Below are 14635 nucleotides of genomic sequence, written 5' to 3'. Positions count from 1 at the left end.
CGGCCGCTCACATGTGGTCGACGGATTTAGGCAGCGCGTAGAAGGTCGGGTGGCGGTAGACCTTGTCCTCGGCGGGATCGAAGTACATGTCCTTGTCGCCCGGATCGCTCGCGACGATCTGCTCGGAGCGCACCACCCAGATGCTGCAGCCTTCCTGGCGCCGCGTGTAGACGTCGCGCGCCATCTGGATCGCCATCTTGGAGTCGGCGGCGTGCAGGCTGCCGCAATGCTTGTGGTCCAGGCCGGCCTTGCTGCGCACGAACACTTCCCACAGGGGCCATTCTTGTTTCTGTTCGACGGTCATGCCGCCTCCTTCATCGGTTGCTTGTTGGCATGGGCGAGTGCGGCTTCGCGCACCCAGGCACCGTCTTCCCAGGCGTCGACACGGGCCTGCAGGCGTTCGCGGTTGCAGGGGCCGTCGCCGCCGATCACGCGCCAGAACTCGCTCCAGTCGATGGTGCCGAAGTCGTGCGCCTGGCGTTCCTCGTTCCACTTGAGGTCGGGGTCGGGCAGGGTCACGCCGAGGATGGCCGCCTGCTCGACGGTGGCGTCGATGAACTTCTGGCGCAGCTCGTCGTTGCTGAAGCGCTTGATGCCCCAGCGCATCGACTGCGCCGAGTTGGGCGACTGGTCGTCGGGCGGGCCGAACATCATGATCGAGGGCCACCACCAGCGGTTGACCGCGTCCTGCACCATCGCCTTCTGCGCGTCGGTGCCGTGGGTCATCATGGTCAGCAGTGCCTCGTAGCCCTGGCGCTGGTGGAAGCTCTCCTCGCGGCAGATGCGGATCATGGCGCGCGCGTAGGGCGCGTAGGAGCAGCGGCAGATCGGCACCTGGTTCATGATGGCCGCGCCATCGACCAGCCAGCCGATGGTGCCCATGTCGGCCCAGGTCAGCGTGGGGTAGTTGAAGATCGAGCTGTACTTGGCCTTGCCGGTGTGCAGCGCGTCGAACATCTGGTCGCGCGAGGTGCCCAGCGTCTCGGCCGCGGCATAGAGGTAGAGGCCGTGGCCGCCCTCGTCCTGCACCTTGGCCAGCAGGATCGCCTTGCGCTTGAGCGTGGGCGCGCGGCTGATCCAGTTGCCCTCGGGCAGCATGCCGACGATCTCCGAGTGCGCGTGCTGGCTGATCTGCCGCACCAGCGTCTTGCGGTAGTGATCGGGCATCCAGTCCTTGGCCTCGATGAAGTCGCCGGCGTCGATGCGCGCGTCGAAGCGTTCCTCGAGCCGCAACTCGTCGGCCGAGCGCAGGGCCTTCTTGCCGTCGCCGGCGTCCTTGCCCATGGTGTCCATGGCTTGTGTGTACATCGCGGTTCTCCTTGAGAGGTGAAGAGGTCGTCGATCGGTGGTCAGTAGCTCAGCTGCTTCGTGGACTGCGCGCGGCGGTCCACCTCGGCCGGTGTCAGGGCCTCGCTCTTGCAGCCGAAATCCTTGAACAGCGCCATCTGGTCGGCGTAATGGGGCGACTTGCGGCCGTCAGGTGCGACGAAGCCGCTCTGGCCCGGCGGGGCGGCGGTGCACAGCACGACGCCCTTGGCGCCGAGCACCACCTTGTCGTTCTGCGTGCCGCGGTTCATGTAGCTCGGCAGGGTCAGCTGCTCGTCGGCCCCGGCCTGCGGCGCGCCGATGAAGTTGCTGGTGAGGAAGACATGCTTCGTCACCGGCGTGCGCCACTTGGCGGTGTCGCTGCCGAAGCGCTTGTCGAGCTCGGCCACGGCCTGCGCGAGCGTGGCGCGCAGCACCGCATTCTTGTCCTCGCCGTTGAAGAAGTCGTAGCGCTGCGGCACGCCGGCCTTGGGGCCGAGCAGCGCGTTGTAGACCAGCTTCAGGCCGTTGCCCGGGCGGATGCTGGCCACCTGCGTCTCGCCGGCATAGCCGGTGCCCGCATAGGCCGCGAACACCTCGGGCGGCAGGTCGTCGGCCAGCACCTTGCGGTAGAGGATCGGCAGCCAGGCCGTCATCAGCGTGGTGGCCGGGCTGTCGTAGACGCCGCGCTCGGCCGGGTCCTCGTTGAGCATGTTCCAGTCCGCCAGCACCTGGGCCGCGCGGCGCGCCGGGTCGGCGGCCGGCAGGCCGCGCGTCGCCTCGAGCGCGAAGGGCACGAGGTAGCGCGCGTTGGTGTCGGCGTAGGCGGTGGTGCGGTTGAGCGCCCAGAGCTCGTCGGGCGTGAGCCGGGGCTTGGCCTCGAGCCGCGCCGTGAACTCGTGCACCCGGTCGACCACCGAGTAGTTGCCGCCGTCGCTGACCGCGCCCGGCGCCGACTGGTTGTTCCAGTTGGCGACGTAGCCCTGCGCCGGGTTGAAGGTCTTCGGGTCCTCGCTGAACGGGCGGATGCCGAGCCATTCCATCGAGCCGTCGCCCACGGCGGGCAGGCGGATGTCCTGCGTGGCCGGGCGGATCGGCAGCCGGCCCGGCGAGACGTAGCCGATGTTGCCGGCGGTGTCGGCGTAGTACCAGTTGATGGTGATGGCCACGCGCGAGGCCTGCGCCAGCCACTGTTCCCAGTTCTGCGCGCGCATCGCGTGAATCCAGCCCAGCAGCGACTCGAGCTCGTAGCCGTCCCAGCTGCGCTTCATCGAATACGCGGTGCCGTTGGGCAGGTCGAAGTTGGTCACGGTGCCGTGCACGGTGGCGTAGACGTCCAGGCTCTGGTCGGGCTGGCCCTTGACCTTGATGAGCTCGGTGCGCTTGCTCATGGCGCGCATCGCGCCGTTGAAGCGGTACTGATACTGGTTGGCCGGGTCCAGCTTCTCCTGGTACATGTCGTTCACGTCGAGCGGGCCGGCGGTGGCGCCCCAGGCGATCTTGCCGTTGGTGCCGAACAGCACCACGGGATGCGCGAACGGCGTGTTGCCGGTCACGTCGAAGCCGGCGCCGTGCAGGCCGATGCCGAACACGTACGAGGGATTGAACCAGTTGAACTGCGGACCGTTGATGAAGACGGTGCTGCCGTCGGTGGTCTTGTTCGGGCCGGCGATCCAGAGGTTGCTGGCGATCGGGCGGGTCCAGGGCTCGGCCACGCCGCGCTGCGCGGCATCGATCTCGTTGCGCGCGACCAGCAGCTCGGGCGAGACCGGCGCCAGCGCCGCGCGATGGGCGGCGTGCGCATCGTCGGCGGCGCCTCGGGCCACGGCCTTGGGACGCGGCACGGTGGTGGGCGCGAGCGGGTCTTCCACCCAGCGGATCTGGTCGAACAGCTGGCGGCCGGCCTCGTCGCCGCGCGCCTTGCGCAGCTGCTCGAGCAGGCGCAGGTTGGCGAGCTCGCTGCTCACGTTGGAGTAGCGGTTGGCCATGGTGCCGACCCAGATCATCGCCACGTCGTAGCCGGTCCAGTCGGCCTTCGGACGGAAGCCGGCGTCGGCGAACTGCTTGGGCAGCAGGGTGCCCGGCGCGGCCAGCACTTCGTTCACGCGCGCATTGAAGCCGGCGGCATAGCCGTCGAAGATGGCCTTGTCGTCGCTCGACAGGCGCGCCATCTGCGCGCGGATCGAGGCGGGATCGAAGCTGGCGCGGCTGCCCTTGTCGAGCGCGACATAGGCCGGGCCCATCACTTCGGCGACGGTGCCCAGCACCGCGCGGCGCGCCATCTCCATCTGGAACAGGCGGTCTTCCGCGACGGCATAGCCGAAGCCGTGGAACAGGCCGCGCACGTCGTTGGCATAGACGTGGGGCACGCCGTAGTCGTCGCGCTTGATCGTGACCTTGCCGGCCGGGGGCATGGCCGCGCCGGTGGCCGGGGCGGTGGAGTTGGCGGCGCAGCCGGCCAGCGCCACCAGGGCGCAGGCGAGGGCGATCGATCGGAAATTCAGAGTCATCGGTGGCGGTTCGGGGGGAAAGCGGCGGCGCCTCAGCGCGGGCGGTTGTCGACGACGCGCCGGGCCTTGCCGGTCTGCGTGCGTTCCATCTCGTTCGGGGCATGCACCACCACGCGGGTGGAGATGCCGACCAGCGTCTTCACGCGGTGCTGCACCCAGCCGGCAATGGCCGCGCGGTCGGCCGCGGCGGCTTCGTTCGGCGCGAGCTCGCAGTGCACCTCGACCTGGTCGAGCAGGCCTTCGCGGCTCACGTGCACCTGGTAGAGGCCGGTGAGGGCGCCGTGCGCGAGCACGATCTCCTCCACCTGGGTGGGGAACACGTTCACGCCGCGGATGATCATCATGTCGTCGCTGCGCCCGACGATCTTGCCCATGCGGCGGAAGGCGCGCGAGGTGGGCGGCAGGAGGCGCGTGAGGTCGCGCGTGCGGTAGCGGATGATCGGCATCGCTTCCTTGCTCAGCGAGGTGAACACCAGCTCGCCTTCCTCGCCGTCGGCCTTCAGCTCGCCGGTCTCGGGATCGATGATCTCGGGATAGAAGTGGTCTTCCCAGATCACCGGGCCGTCCTTGCTCTCGACGCATTCGCTGGCCACGCCCGGGCCCATGACTTCGCTCAGGCCGTAGATGTCGACGGCGTCGATGCCGGCCTTGGCCTCGATGTCGCGGCGCATGGCCTCGGTCCAGGGCTCGGCGCCGAAGATGCCGATGCGCAGCGAGCTGTCCTTGGCGTCCAGGCCCAGGCGTTCGAACTGCTCGATGATCACCTGCATGTAGCTCGGCGTGACCATGATGATGTCGGGCCGGAAGTCCTGGATCAGCTGCACCTGCTTCTCGGTCTGGCCGCCCGACATCGGGACCACGGTGCAGCCCGCGCGCTCGGCGCCGTAGTGCGCGCCCAGGCCGCCGGTGAACAGGCCGTAGCCGTAGGCGATGTGGATCAGGTCGCCGGCGCGGCCGCCCGCGGCGCGGATCGAGCGCGCGACCAGGTCGGCCCAGGTGTCGATGTCCTTCTTGGTGTAGCCCACCACGGTCGGCTTGCCGGTGGTGCCCGACGAGGCGTGGATGCGCGCGACCTGCTGGCGCGGCACCGCGAACATGCCGAAGGGGTAGTTGTCGCGCAGGTCGCTCTTGACCGTGAACGGGAATTTCGCGAGGTCGTCCAGTGTCTTGAGGTCGCCCGGCTGCACGCCCTTGGCGTCGAAGGCCTGGCGGTAGTGCGGCACGTTGTCGTAGGCGCGCTGCAGCGTGTCGCGCAGGCGCTGCACCTGCAGCGCGGTGATCTCGTCGCGGCTCGCGGTCTCGATCGGTTCGAGATCGCCGGGGGCGGGGCGGGGTGCTGGCATGACGGGTCCTCGGTTCTTTTGCGTTCGGTTCAGGCCGCGACGGCGGGGCGGCCCTTGGCGGTGTAGGAGCGGCCGCGGAAGATCGCGACGCGCTCGCCGCGCTGGTTGGTGATCTCGGTGTCGTAGACGCCGGTGCGGCCGGCCTTCGAGACCTCGAAGCAGCGCGCGGTCAGCAGGTCGCCTTCGCGCGCGGGGGCGATGAAGTCGATCGCGAAGCCCGAGGCCACGGTCAGCTCGTTGTAGGAGTTGCAGGCGAAGGCGAAGGTGGAATCGGCCAGCGTGGCCATGAAGCCGCCGTGGCAGATCGCATGGCCGTTGAGCATGTCGGGGCGCACGCGCATCTCGATCGTGGCCTGGCCGGGGCCGACCTCCACGATGCGCATGCCCAGGCCCTTGGAGGCGTTGTCGTTGGCGAACATGCCGTCGCGCACGTACTCGGCGGTCTGTTGCGGGGTGCGTTCGGTGCTCATGGCTCAGCGGTCCTTGAAGACGGGGGCGCGCTTGGCGCGGAAGGCCTCGACACCTTCGCGGTAGTCGTTGGCGGCGCCGAGGTCGCGCTGCAGGCGGGCCTCCTCGGCCAGGGCGGTGTCGAGGTCCATGGTCTGCGCGGCGTTCATCGCGGCGCGCGTGGCGACCAGCGCGCGCGAGGGCATGGCGGCGAGCCGGCCCGCGAGCGCGGCGGCGGCATCGGCCAGCGCGGCGTCGTCCACCACCTGCCAGATCAGGCCGATGCGCGCGGCTTCCTCGGCCGGCAGCTTGTCGCCGAGCATCGCGATGCCCAGTGCGCGCGCCGGGCCCACGAGCCGCGGCAGCAGCCAGGTGCCGCCGGTGTCGGGCACCAGGCCGATCTTGGTGAAGGCCTGGATGAAGCTGGCCGAGCGCGCGGCGAGCACGAGGTCGCAGCACAGCGCGAGGTTGGCGCCGGCGCCGGCCGCAACGCCATTGACCGCGGCGACCACGGGCACGGGCATGCTGCGGATGCGCTGGACCAGCGGGCCGTAGAGCTTCTCGATGACATGGCCCAGGTCCTTGGGCGCGGCGCCGGGCGTGGTGTCGGGCGCGACCATCGGGTCGGCGAGGTCCTGGCCGGCGCAGAAGGCGCGGCCGGCGCCGGTCAGCACCACGCAGCGCACTTCGGCATCGGCCGCGGCCGCTTCGAGCGCCGCCAGCAGTTCGGCGTGCAGTTCGCTCGTGAAGCTGTTGAGCGCCGCGGGGCGGTTGAGGCTCAGTGTGCGGACGGCGCCGGCATTGCCGACGAGGACCAGGGGTTCCGACATGGGCTTGTCTCTCATCTGTGGGGGGGATGACTTCGGGTCAATTACTATTGACCGACCGTTCGGTAGATTTTAGGATGGCGAACGAATCCGGCACAAGTCCAAAGCATTCAGGGAAAACCCTGAATTGCGAGACGAAGGACCGGCACCCCACAGGAGACCGCACCCATGCCCAGCTACGCCATCGACGGCGTGATCCCCGTCGTCGACCCCACCGCCTACGTGCATCCGTCCGCCGTGCTGATCGGCGACGTGATCGTGGGTCCGAACTGCTATGTCGGCCCCTGCGCCAGCCTGCGCGGCGATTTCGGCCGCATCGTGCTCGAGGAGGGCTCGAACCTGCAGGACAACTGCTGCGTGCACGGCTTTCCCGACAACGACACGGTGATCGAGGTCAACGGCCACATCGGCCATGGCGCGATCCTGCACAGCTGCGTGGTGCGGCGCGACGCCATGGTGGGCATGAACGCCGTGGTGATGGACGAGGCCGAGATCGGCGAGAAGGCCATCGTGGCCGCCAGCGCCTTCGTGCCGGCCGGCATGAAGGTGCCGCCGCGCACGCTGGTGGCGGGCATGCCCGCGCGCGTGAAAAGAGAACTGAGCGAGGCCGAGATCGCGTGGAAGCTCGAGGGCACGCAGGTCTACCAGGCGCTCGCGGTGCGCAGCCTCGCGACGATGCGCGAGGTCGAGCCGCTGGCGCAGGTCGAGGCCGGGCGGCCGCGGCTCCCGGCGATCGACGTCAAGCCGCTGATCGCGACCAGGCGCAGCTAGGATCGCGCGCTGCCCGCCACACCCTCTCAACGCCAGAACAGAAAGAACACCGATGCCCAGAGGAAGATCCGCCAGCTACGACGACCAGCGCGAGCTCATCCTCGAGCGGGCCGCGCGGCTGTTCGCGCGCCAGGGCTACCCGGCCACCTCGATGAACCAGGTGGCCGAGGCCTGCAATCTCTCGAAGGCCACGCTCTACCACTACTACAAGGACAAGCGCAGCCTGCTGATCAGCATCGCCGAGACGCACGTCTCCAAGCTGGCGGCGCTGGTGGCCGAGGAGGAGGCCTCGACGCAGACCGACGAGGAGCGGCTGCGGCGCTTCATCTACCGCATCGTCGAGGAGTACGCGGGCGCGCAGGACGCGCACCGCGTGCTGACCGACGACGTGCGCTTCCTCGAGGAGAAGGACCGCGAGCGCGTGCTCGACAAGGAGCGCGAGGTGGTCGCGGGCTTCGCGCGCGCGGTGGCCGCGCTGCGCCCGGGCACGCCGAGCGACGACCTGGCCAAGCCGCTGACCATGCTGCTGTTCGGCATGATCAACTGGATGTTCACCTGGATGAAGCCCGGCGGCCAGCTCGACCATGCCTCGATCGCGCCGGTGGTGGCCGATCTGTTCCTCGGCGGCATCGGTGCCGTGAAGGCGCCGCCGGCACGCGCGAAGAAGAAGCCGAAGCCGGCGGCCTGAGGGCGCGGACCTTCAGCGCGCCGCGCCGGCGTAGCGCGCGGCCGGCGTGCCGTTCTGCGAGGCGCCGAAGAGTTGGGCGCGCGCGTCGTCGTAGGCCGCGAACAGCGGCGCGTAGTCGTCCACCGAGGGCATGGTGATCGGCTCGCCGAGGTCGAGGCCGGCGATGGCGGCATCGACGCAGTGCTCGGCCGTCATCACGTGCGCGGGATCGAGGTTCGTGACCGGCACGCCCGACAGCTCCCAGATGTCGGTGGCGGTGGCCGCGGGCAGCACCAGCTGCACGCGCACGCCGCTGCCCGCCACTTCCTCCTGCAGGCCGCGCGTGAAGTTCAGCACGAAGCCCTTGGTGCCGCTGTAGATGCTGCTGATCGGCAGCGTGTGGAAGCCCAGCACCGAGCCGATGTTGATCAGCGTGCCGCGGTCGCGCGCCTTGAAGCCCGCGAGCGCCACCAGGCTCAGCCGCGCCAGCGCGGTGACGTTGACGTCGATCATCGACTGCGCCGACGCGGGCGCGGTCGCGAGCACCGGCGCCAGCGTGGAGGTGCCGGCGTTGTTGACCAGCAGCGTGATCGAGGTATCGGCGGCGATGGCCTGCGCCACGCGCTCGAGGTCGGCCGCGGCGCCGAGGTCGGCCACCAGGGTGTTCACCGTCACGCCGTACTGGCTGCGCAGCGCCTTGGCGGCCTCTTCGAGGCGGTCGCCGCGGCGCGCCACCAGCAGCAGGTCGTGGCCGCGGCGCGCCAGCCGGTCGGCGAAGAGCCGGCCCAGGCCGGCGGAGGCGCCGGTCACCACCGCGGTGCCGGGGTGGGCGGAGGTGTTGTTCGCTTGATTGCTCATGTCGTTCTCCAGAAAGAAATCGGGGTGCCCGCGCGGTCGGCGACCGCTTCCAAAGGCCCTTCGTCGTTAAGCATGATGGTGATCATGTTTGACGGTGCGAAGCATGATGCTTATCATGAATAGCGTCAACCAGGGTCTGGAAGTACCCGGAAAGAGGATGAGGTCACATGCGATACCCCGCAGCGGAAACCGCCGAAAAGCATCAGAAGATCCTGGGCGAGGCCTCGCGCCTGTTCCGCGAGCGCGGCTTCGGCGGCGTGAGCGTGAGCGAGATCATGAAGGCCACGGGCCTCACGCACGGCCCGTTCTACAACCACTTCGACTCGAAGGAAGCGCTGATGGCCGAGTGCGTCGACCATGCGTCGGCGCACTCGCTCGCCGACCTCGACGCCGCCACCCAGCTGCCCAACGGCATGGTCGACTACGTGCGCGCCTACCTCAGCGTGTCGCATCGCGACGCGCCCGGCGACGGCTGCCTGCTCGCGGCCTTCTCGGCCCAGACGGCGCAGAAGCAGGTCACCGCGCCTTCGCTCACCGCGCACATGAAGGCGAGCATCGAGCGCTTCGCGAAGTTCTTCCCGTGGCGCGCGCGCAAGAACGCCGATGCGCGCGGCGACGCGATCCGCGCGGTGGCGGCGATGACCGGCGGGCTGGTGCTGGCGCGCGCGATGAACGACGAGGCGCTGTCCGAGGAGATCCTGCGCGAGGTGCTCGCGGGGATCGAGGGGATGGCGAAGGCCTGAGAGGGCGCCGCCCTAGAGAATCCGGTTGAACCAGAGCAGCGAGAGCCCGGCCGACAGCAGCGTGAGCACCGCGGCGCCGAGCGCGAACAGCGCCGAGATCTCGGTTTCCTTCTTCTCGACCGTGAGCCGCGAGCTCAGCGTCTCGTAGACCTTCTTCAGGTCGGCGGCGGTGCCGGCATAGAAGTAGTCGGCGTGGGTCTTGCTGGCGACGGCCTTGAGGGTTTCCTCGTCGAGCCGCACGCGCATCGACCAGCCCTCGAAGCCGATGGTCTCGCCGTCGACCGTGCCGATGCCCACGGTGTAGATGCGCACGCCGCGGTCGGCCGCGGCCTTGGCCGCGTCGAGCGGATCGACGCCGGTGGTGCGCTGGCCATCGGTCAGCATGATGATCGCGGCCGAGGTGAAGGAGCCCGGCGCGACCGGCGTGAACTCCTTGGCCGGCTTGTCGGCCTGGTCGATGGCCACGCCGCGCTGGCGGCTCGGCGCGCTGAACTGCGAGACGTCGATGCCGGCCTCGGGGAACAGGGTGGCGAGCGACACCACGATGGCATTGCCGGTGGCCGTGGCGCGCTGCAGCTGGAAGCTGTCGATCGCGGTCACGAGGTCGTCGTGGTTGGTGGTGGGCAGCTGCGCCACCTGCGCGCTGCCCGCGAAGGCGACGATGCCGACCTTCACGTTGCGCGGCAGGTCCTTGATGAAGCTCTTGGCGGCATCCTGCGCCGCCACCAGCCGGTTCGGCAGCACGTCGGCGGCGCGCATGCTGCCCGAGACGTCCATCGCGAGGATGATGGTCTGCTGGTTCGACGGCAGCATCACCACCGCCATCGGCCGCGCGGCCGCCACCAGCATCGCGGCCAGCGCGAGCAGGAACAGGAACGGCGGCACATGGCGCCGGATGCTCTGGCCGGTGCCCATCGCCTCGCGCACGATCGACAGGCTGGCGTAGCGCACCGCGAGCTTCTTCTTGCGGCGCAGCAGCCACAGGTAGAGCAGCACCAGCAGCGGCAGCGCCAGCAGCAGCCAGAGGAATTGGGGCCAGAGGAAGGTCACGGCGAAATCCTCGCGCTCGTCGTCGCGCACGTCAACTCGATATACCCGATGGTCGTCATGCAGCCACCGCCTTTACAGGACGCGAGGCACCCGAAGCGCGCACGCGCCGCTTGCGCATGTCGGCGAAACGCACGATCGCCTCGACCAGGTCGTCGGCGGTCGACAGCTCCAGCGTGTCGACGCCCGCACGGGCCAGCGCGCCGCGCAGCGCATCCTCGCGCTCGCGGGCGATGCGCGCGAAGCGGCGGCGAAAGCCCGCATCGTGGGTGTCGACCCAGAGCTGCTCGCCGGTCTCGGCGTCGCGCAGCGGCACCAGGCCCAGGTCGGGCATGTCGAGCTCGAGCGGGTCGAACAGGCGCACGGCCACGACCTCGTGGCGCTGCACCAGTTGGCCCAGCGGCTTCTCCCAGCCGGGCTCGCTCAAAAAGTCGGACACCACGAACACGGTCGAGCGGCGCGGCATCAGGGTGGCGGCCGACTTCAGCAGGTCGTCGAGCCGGGTCATGCCCTTCTGCGGCGGCGCCTTGTCGGCTTGGTCGGCGCGGCGCTCCATCGCATGCAGCAGGTGCAGCACATGGCGCCGGCCGCTGCGCGGCGGGATCACGGCCTCGAGGTCGTGGCCGTAGACCAGCGCGCCGACGCGATTGCCGTGGCGCGTGAGCAGGCGCGCCAGCACGCCGACGAAGCCGGCCGAGATCTCGCGCTTGGCCTTCAGGCCCGAGCCGAAGTCGACCGAGCGGCTCAGGTCGAGCACGAACCAGGCCGACATCTCGCGGTCTTCGGTGAAGACGCGCACATGCGGTGTCTGCAGCCGCGCCGTGACGTTCCAGTCGATGTGGCGCACGTCGTCGTGCAACTGGTATTCGCGCAGGTCGGCCAGGTCGAGGCCGGTGCCGCGCATCAGCGTGCGGTAGTCGCCCTGCAGCAGGCCATCGAGGCGGCGGATCACGGTCCATTCGAGGCGGCGCAGGGCGCGCTCGGCGCCGCCCGCCTCGAGCGCGGGACGTTCGTCGTTCGCGGCGGCCTCGGGGGCCTTGCGCCACCAGCTTTTCTTCATGGCGGGTCGTGTGGGGTGATCCGGGTTCAGGCGGCGAGCTTCTCGTGCTCGAGCGGCTTCGGCGGTGCGGGCACCGCGCGCATGATCTTCTCGATCAGGCCGTCGGGCGTCAGTCCCTCGGACAGGCCTTCGTAGGACAGCGTCACGCGGTGGCGCAGCACGTCGGGCACCAGCGCCGTCATGTCCTCGGGCAGCGCGTAGCTGCGCCCGCGCAGCAGCGCCAGGGCGCGCGCGCCCTCGGTCAGGCTGATGCTCGCGCGCGGGCTGGCGCCGAAGGTGATGAAGCGGCCCATGTCCTTGAGCCCGTGCTTGTCGGGCGTGCGCGTGGCCGAGACCAGCTTCACCGCGTACTGGATCAGCGAGGGGTCGACGTACACGCGCCGCGCCTCGGCCTGCAGCGCCGCGAGCTGTTCGGTGGTGGCGACCGGCACGGCCTCGACCGGCGGGCCGATCACGCGCTGCACGATCACGAACTCCTCCTCGTCGGTCGGGTAGTCGACCAGCACCTTCATCATGAAGCGGTCGACCTGGGCCTCGGGCAGCGGATAGGTGCCCTCGGTCTCGATCGGGTTCTGCGTGGCCATCACGAGGAAGGGGCGCGGCACCTTGTGCGTCTCGCCGGCGATCGTGACCTGGCGTTCCTGCATCACCTCGAGCAGCGCGCTCTGCACCTTGGCCGGCGCGCGGTTGATTTCGTCGGCCAGCAGCAGGTTGGCGAACACCGGGCCCAGCGAGGTGCTGAAGTCGCCGGTCTTCTGGTTGTAGATGCGCGTGCCCACGAGGTCGGAGGGCACCAGATCGGGCGTGAACTGGATGCGCTTGAACTGGCCTTGCACGGTGTCGGCCAGCGTCTTCACGGTCAGCGTCTTCGCGAGGCCCGGCACGCCTTCGACCAGCAGGTGGCCGCCCGCGAGCATCGCGACCATCACGCGCTCGAGGAAGCGGTCCTGGCCCACCACCACCCGCTTCACCTGGTAGAGGATCTGCTCCATCAGCTCGGCGGTGCTGGCGGGCGTGGCGAAGGAGGAGGTTTCGGTGCTGCTCATTCGGGGCTCTTTCTGGGTCGAGAAAAGGAAGAGGGGGTCAGAACGGTGGCGAACCGGCCGCCGAGGCCGCGTTCTCTATCGGCACGGCGAAGCCGATGCCGATGAAGGTGCGCTGCTGCGTGGGATTGAGGATGGCGGTGACGATGCCGAGCACCTCGCCGTCCATGTTGACCAGCGGGCCGCCCGAATTGCCGGGGTTGGCGGCCGCGTCGAACTGGATCAGGTTGCCGAGCTCCTGCTTGCCCTCGGGCGAGCGGAACGAGCGCTTGAGGCCCGACACCACGCCGGCCGACACCGAGGGGCCGATGCCGAAGGGAAAGCCCACCGCGGCCACCTGATCGCCGGGCCGCAGGTCGGCGGTCGAGCGCATCACGGCGGGGATCAGGTCGTCGGGAATCTTCTGCGCCTGCAGCACCGCGAGGTCGTTCTCGGGCTGCACGCCGGTGATGACGGCCGGTGCCTCCAGGCCGTCGGCGAAGGTCACCTTGATGGTCTCGGAGCCCGCGACCACGTGCAGGTTGGTGAGGATCACGCCCTTGTCGACGATCACCACGCCGGTGCCCACGCCGCGCTCGACCTGGCCCGGCGGGCCGTCGTCGGCCGGTGCCTCGGGCGACTTGCCCTTGGCCATGTTGCGGCCGCGCTTCTGCGTCTTGGCCTCGGGCGTGGCCTTCTCGGGGCCGTAGCCGACCACGCGCACCACCGAGGGCCGCACGATGTCGGCGGCCTTGGCGGCGGGCGAGGGGAGGGTGTTGGTCTGCAGCGTGCGCAGCACGGCCGCGTCGATGTCCTTCTGCGTGAGCTGGCGCGCATTGCCGCGCTGCCACCAGGCCGCGCCGCCGGCCGCGAGGGCCGCGCACAGCGCGAGACTCAGCAGCGCGAAGCTGCGGCGGCCGGGCTGCCAGCCCTGGCGAGCGGTAGGCGCTGCCTGCGCCTCGGCCACAGCGGGATCGACCACCGCCGGCGCGGGGGACCCGTCATCGGACGCGTTCGGCGTGCGTGGCGAGCGGCTGTACATGGCGGGCCTGCGCATGGGGTGGACCTCCGGCAAAAGGGGTGTCGCGTGATGAAAGCCACAGTAGCACGCTTTCTTCTGCCTTGCATCCCTTCGGGCATCATCGCGCGATGGCTCGTTTCGTCGACACCCACTGCCACCTCGATGCGCCCGAATTCGGTGCGGAGATGCCCGCGATCCGCGCCCGCGCGGCCGAGCGCGGCGTCGCGCTGTGCGTGATCCCGGCCGTGGCGGCCTTCAATTTCGCGACCGTGCGCGAGCTCGCGGAGCGCCAGGGCGACGCCTATGCGCTGGGCATCCATCCGCTGTGCACGGGCGATGCCAAGGAAGAGGATCTGGCCCTGCTCGACGCCGAATTGAGCGCGCGGCGCGACGATCCGCGGCTGGTGGCGGTCGGCGAGATCGGGCTCGACTACTTCGTCGAGCATCTCGACGACGACAAGCAACAGCACTTCTTTCACACTCAGTTGCAATTGGCGCGCAAGCACGAGCTGCCGGTGCTGATCCATGTGCGGCGCTCGGTCGACAAGGTGCTCAAGCATCTGCGGCAGACCGCCGGCGGGCAGCCGTGGCGCGGCATCGCGCATGCCTTCAACGGCAGTGAGCAGCAGGCGCAAGCCTGCATCGCGCTCGGGCTCAAGCTGGGCTTCGGCGGCGCCGTGACCTTCGAGCGCGCGCTGCAATTGCGTCGGCTCGCGGCCACCTTGCCGGTCGAGGCGCTGGTGATGGAGACCGACGCGCCCGACATCCAGCCGCACTGGCTCTACCGCACGCAGGCGCAGCGCGACGCGGGAGAGGCGCAGGGCCGCAACGAGCCCGGCGAGCTGCCGCGCATCGCCGACGTGGTGGCTCGATTGCGCGGCATCGGGGTCGATGAACTGGCCGAAAAAACCACGCGAAATGCCGTGGAAGCGATGCCGAAGCTCCAAAGTCTTCTGGCGCTGTCGGAGGGGTCCTTACCCAGGTCGTAGGCCAATGCCTTGACTTGGGTCCAAG

The 14635-nt window shown here is 69.6% G+C and carries 15 protein-coding genes; 4 read left to right on the top strand and 11 right to left on the bottom strand.

The annotated features are described in order from the left end of the window. Positions 1-7 precede the first annotated feature (7 nt). From paaB to AC07RV_RS40965, 6 genes are read right to left on the bottom strand one after another with little or no spacing between them, the layout of a single operon-like run. Positions 8-304, bottom strand: a complete 297-nt coding sequence (gene paaB / locus AC07RV_RS40990; RefSeq protein ID WP_057593738.1) for a 1,2-phenylacetyl-CoA epoxidase subunit PaaB — start codon at positions 302-304, stop codon at positions 8-10. After that, a complete protein-coding gene (paaA, locus tag AC07RV_RS40985) occupies positions 301-1308 on the bottom strand; it encodes a 1,2-phenylacetyl-CoA epoxidase subunit PaaA (RefSeq protein WP_057593739.1) in 1008 nt (335 codons plus the stop codon). Before paaA ends, paaB begins: the two co-directional genes overlap by 4 nt. Positions 1309-1349: 41 nt before the next feature. Further along, entirely contained in the window at positions 1350-3815 is a 2466-nt protein-coding gene (locus tag AC07RV_RS40980) for a penicillin acylase family protein (RefSeq protein ID WP_296781389.1), read from the bottom strand. Between the two features lie 32 nt (positions 3816-3847). Next, positions 3848-5158 (bottom strand): phenylacetate--CoA ligase PaaK, encoded by a 1311-nt coding sequence (paaK, locus tag AC07RV_RS40975; protein ID WP_296781388.1) that lies wholly within the window; start codon positions 5156-5158, stop codon positions 3848-3850. A 29-nt stretch (positions 5159-5187) separates the two neighbouring features. Then, complete coding sequence (gene paaI / locus AC07RV_RS40970) at positions 5188-5628, bottom strand: hydroxyphenylacetyl-CoA thioesterase PaaI (protein ID WP_057593742.1); 441 nt, start codon at positions 5626-5628, stop codon at positions 5188-5190. A 3-nt stretch (positions 5629-5631) separates the two neighbouring features. Continuing rightward, positions 5632-6435 carry an enoyl-CoA hydratase-related protein gene (locus tag AC07RV_RS40965; RefSeq protein ID WP_296781387.1) on the bottom strand — a complete coding sequence of 268 codons (804 nt, stop codon included), beginning with the start codon at positions 6433-6435 and terminating at the stop codon, positions 5632-5634. A 165-nt stretch (positions 6436-6600) separates the two neighbouring features. On the opposite strand from AC07RV_RS40965, the gene AC07RV_RS40960 reads away from it, so the two are divergent. Both AC07RV_RS40960 and AC07RV_RS40955 read left to right on the top strand, forming a co-directional pair. Then, positions 6601-7203, top strand: coding sequence for a phenylacetic acid degradation protein PaaY (locus AC07RV_RS40960; protein WP_261210036.1), 603 nt, complete (start codon positions 6601-6603; stop codon positions 7201-7203). Between the two features lie 52 nt (positions 7204-7255). Beyond that, positions 7256-7891 carry a TetR/AcrR family transcriptional regulator gene (locus AC07RV_RS40955; protein WP_296781386.1) on the top strand — a complete coding sequence of 212 codons (636 nt, stop codon included), beginning with the start codon at positions 7256-7258 and terminating at the stop codon, positions 7889-7891. Between the two features lie 12 nt (positions 7892-7903). On the opposite strand, the gene AC07RV_RS40950 is transcribed toward AC07RV_RS40955, so the two are convergent. After that, the gene (locus AC07RV_RS40950; RefSeq protein ID WP_296781385.1) at positions 7904-8728 is read right to left on the bottom strand and encodes an SDR family NAD(P)-dependent oxidoreductase; all 825 of its coding nucleotides are present in this window, start codon (positions 8726-8728) and stop codon (positions 7904-7906) included. A 167-nt stretch (positions 8729-8895) separates the two neighbouring features. Between AC07RV_RS40950 and AC07RV_RS40945 the strand changes: the two genes are divergently transcribed. Then, the gene (locus tag AC07RV_RS40945) at positions 8896-9471 is read left to right on the top strand and encodes a TetR/AcrR family transcriptional regulator (RefSeq protein ID WP_296781384.1); all 576 of its coding nucleotides are present in this window, start codon (positions 8896-8898) and stop codon (positions 9469-9471) included. 12 nt (positions 9472-9483) lie between these two features. On the opposite strand, the gene AC07RV_RS40940 is transcribed toward AC07RV_RS40945, so the two are convergent. From AC07RV_RS40940 to AC07RV_RS40925, 4 genes are read right to left on the bottom strand one after another with little or no spacing between them, the layout of a single operon-like run. Then, entirely contained in the window at positions 9484-10521 is a 1038-nt protein-coding gene (locus AC07RV_RS40940; RefSeq protein WP_296781423.1) for a VWA domain-containing protein, read from the bottom strand. Between the two features lie 55 nt (positions 10522-10576). Beyond that, the gene (locus AC07RV_RS40935) at positions 10577-11578 is read right to left on the bottom strand and encodes a DUF58 domain-containing protein (RefSeq protein WP_296781383.1); all 1002 of its coding nucleotides are present in this window, start codon (positions 11576-11578) and stop codon (positions 10577-10579) included. Between the two features lie 26 nt (positions 11579-11604). Then, positions 11605-12624, bottom strand: coding sequence for an AAA family ATPase (locus AC07RV_RS40930; protein WP_208509177.1), 1020 nt, complete (start codon positions 12622-12624; stop codon positions 11605-11607). 37 nt (positions 12625-12661) lie between these two features. Beyond that, positions 12662-13657, bottom strand: a complete 996-nt coding sequence (locus AC07RV_RS40925) for a S1C family serine protease (protein WP_296781382.1) — start codon at positions 13655-13657, stop codon at positions 12662-12664. Between the two features lie 92 nt (positions 13658-13749). Here AC07RV_RS40925 and AC07RV_RS40920 point away from each other — a divergent pair, with 92 nt between their 5' ends. Beyond that, positions 13750-14610, top strand: coding sequence for a TatD family hydrolase (locus AC07RV_RS40920; RefSeq protein ID WP_296781381.1), 861 nt, complete (start codon positions 13750-13752; stop codon positions 14608-14610). The last annotated feature ends 25 nt before the right edge of the window (positions 14611-14635 follow it).

The sequence above is a fragment of the Variovorax sp. GW821-FHT09B01 genome (assembly GCF_059418345.1).
This window is presented reverse-complemented; position numbering and strand designations above follow the sequence as displayed.

Excerpts from the sequence above, each read along its gene's own strand:
- paaA (WP_057593739.1), bottom strand. The coding sequence starts at position 1,308 with ATGTACACACAAGCCATGGACACCATGGGCAAGGACGCCGGCGACGGC.
- AC07RV_RS40965 (WP_296781387.1), bottom strand. The coding sequence starts at position 6,435 with ATGTCGGAACCCCTGGTCCTCGTCGGCAATGCCGGCGCCGTCCGCACA.
- AC07RV_RS40955 (WP_296781386.1), top strand. The coding sequence starts at position 7,256 with ATGCCCAGAGGAAGATCCGCCAGCTACGACGACCAGCGCGAGCTCATC.
- AC07RV_RS40930 (WP_208509177.1), bottom strand. The coding sequence starts at position 12,624 with ATGAGCAGCACCGAAACCTCCTCCTTCGCCACGCCCGCCAGCACCGCC.
- AC07RV_RS40980 (WP_296781389.1), bottom strand. The coding sequence starts at position 3,815 with ATGACTCTGAATTTCCGATCGATCGCCCTCGCCTGCGCCCTGGTGGCG.
- AC07RV_RS40925 (WP_296781382.1), bottom strand. The coding sequence starts at position 13,657 with ATGCGCAGGCCCGCCATGTACAGCCGCTCGCCACGCACGCCGAACGCG.
- AC07RV_RS40920 (WP_296781381.1), top strand. The coding sequence starts at position 13,750 with ATGGCTCGTTTCGTCGACACCCACTGCCACCTCGATGCGCCCGAATTC.
- paaK (WP_296781388.1), bottom strand. The coding sequence starts at position 5,158 with ATGCCAGCACCCCGCCCCGCCCCCGGCGATCTCGAACCGATCGAGACC.
- AC07RV_RS40960 (WP_261210036.1), top strand. The coding sequence starts at position 6,601 with ATGCCCAGCTACGCCATCGACGGCGTGATCCCCGTCGTCGACCCCACC.
- AC07RV_RS40935 (WP_296781383.1), bottom strand. The coding sequence starts at position 11,578 with ATGAAGAAAAGCTGGTGGCGCAAGGCCCCCGAGGCCGCCGCGAACGAC.
- paaI (WP_057593742.1), bottom strand. The coding sequence starts at position 5,628 with ATGAGCACCGAACGCACCCCGCAACAGACCGCCGAGTACGTGCGCGAC.
- paaB (WP_057593738.1), bottom strand. The coding sequence starts at position 304 with ATGACCGTCGAACAGAAACAAGAATGGCCCCTGTGGGAAGTGTTCGTG.
- AC07RV_RS40945 (WP_296781384.1), top strand. The coding sequence starts at position 8,896 with ATGCGATACCCCGCAGCGGAAACCGCCGAAAAGCATCAGAAGATCCTG.
- AC07RV_RS40950 (WP_296781385.1), bottom strand. The coding sequence starts at position 8,728 with ATGAGCAATCAAGCGAACAACACCTCCGCCCACCCCGGCACCGCGGTG.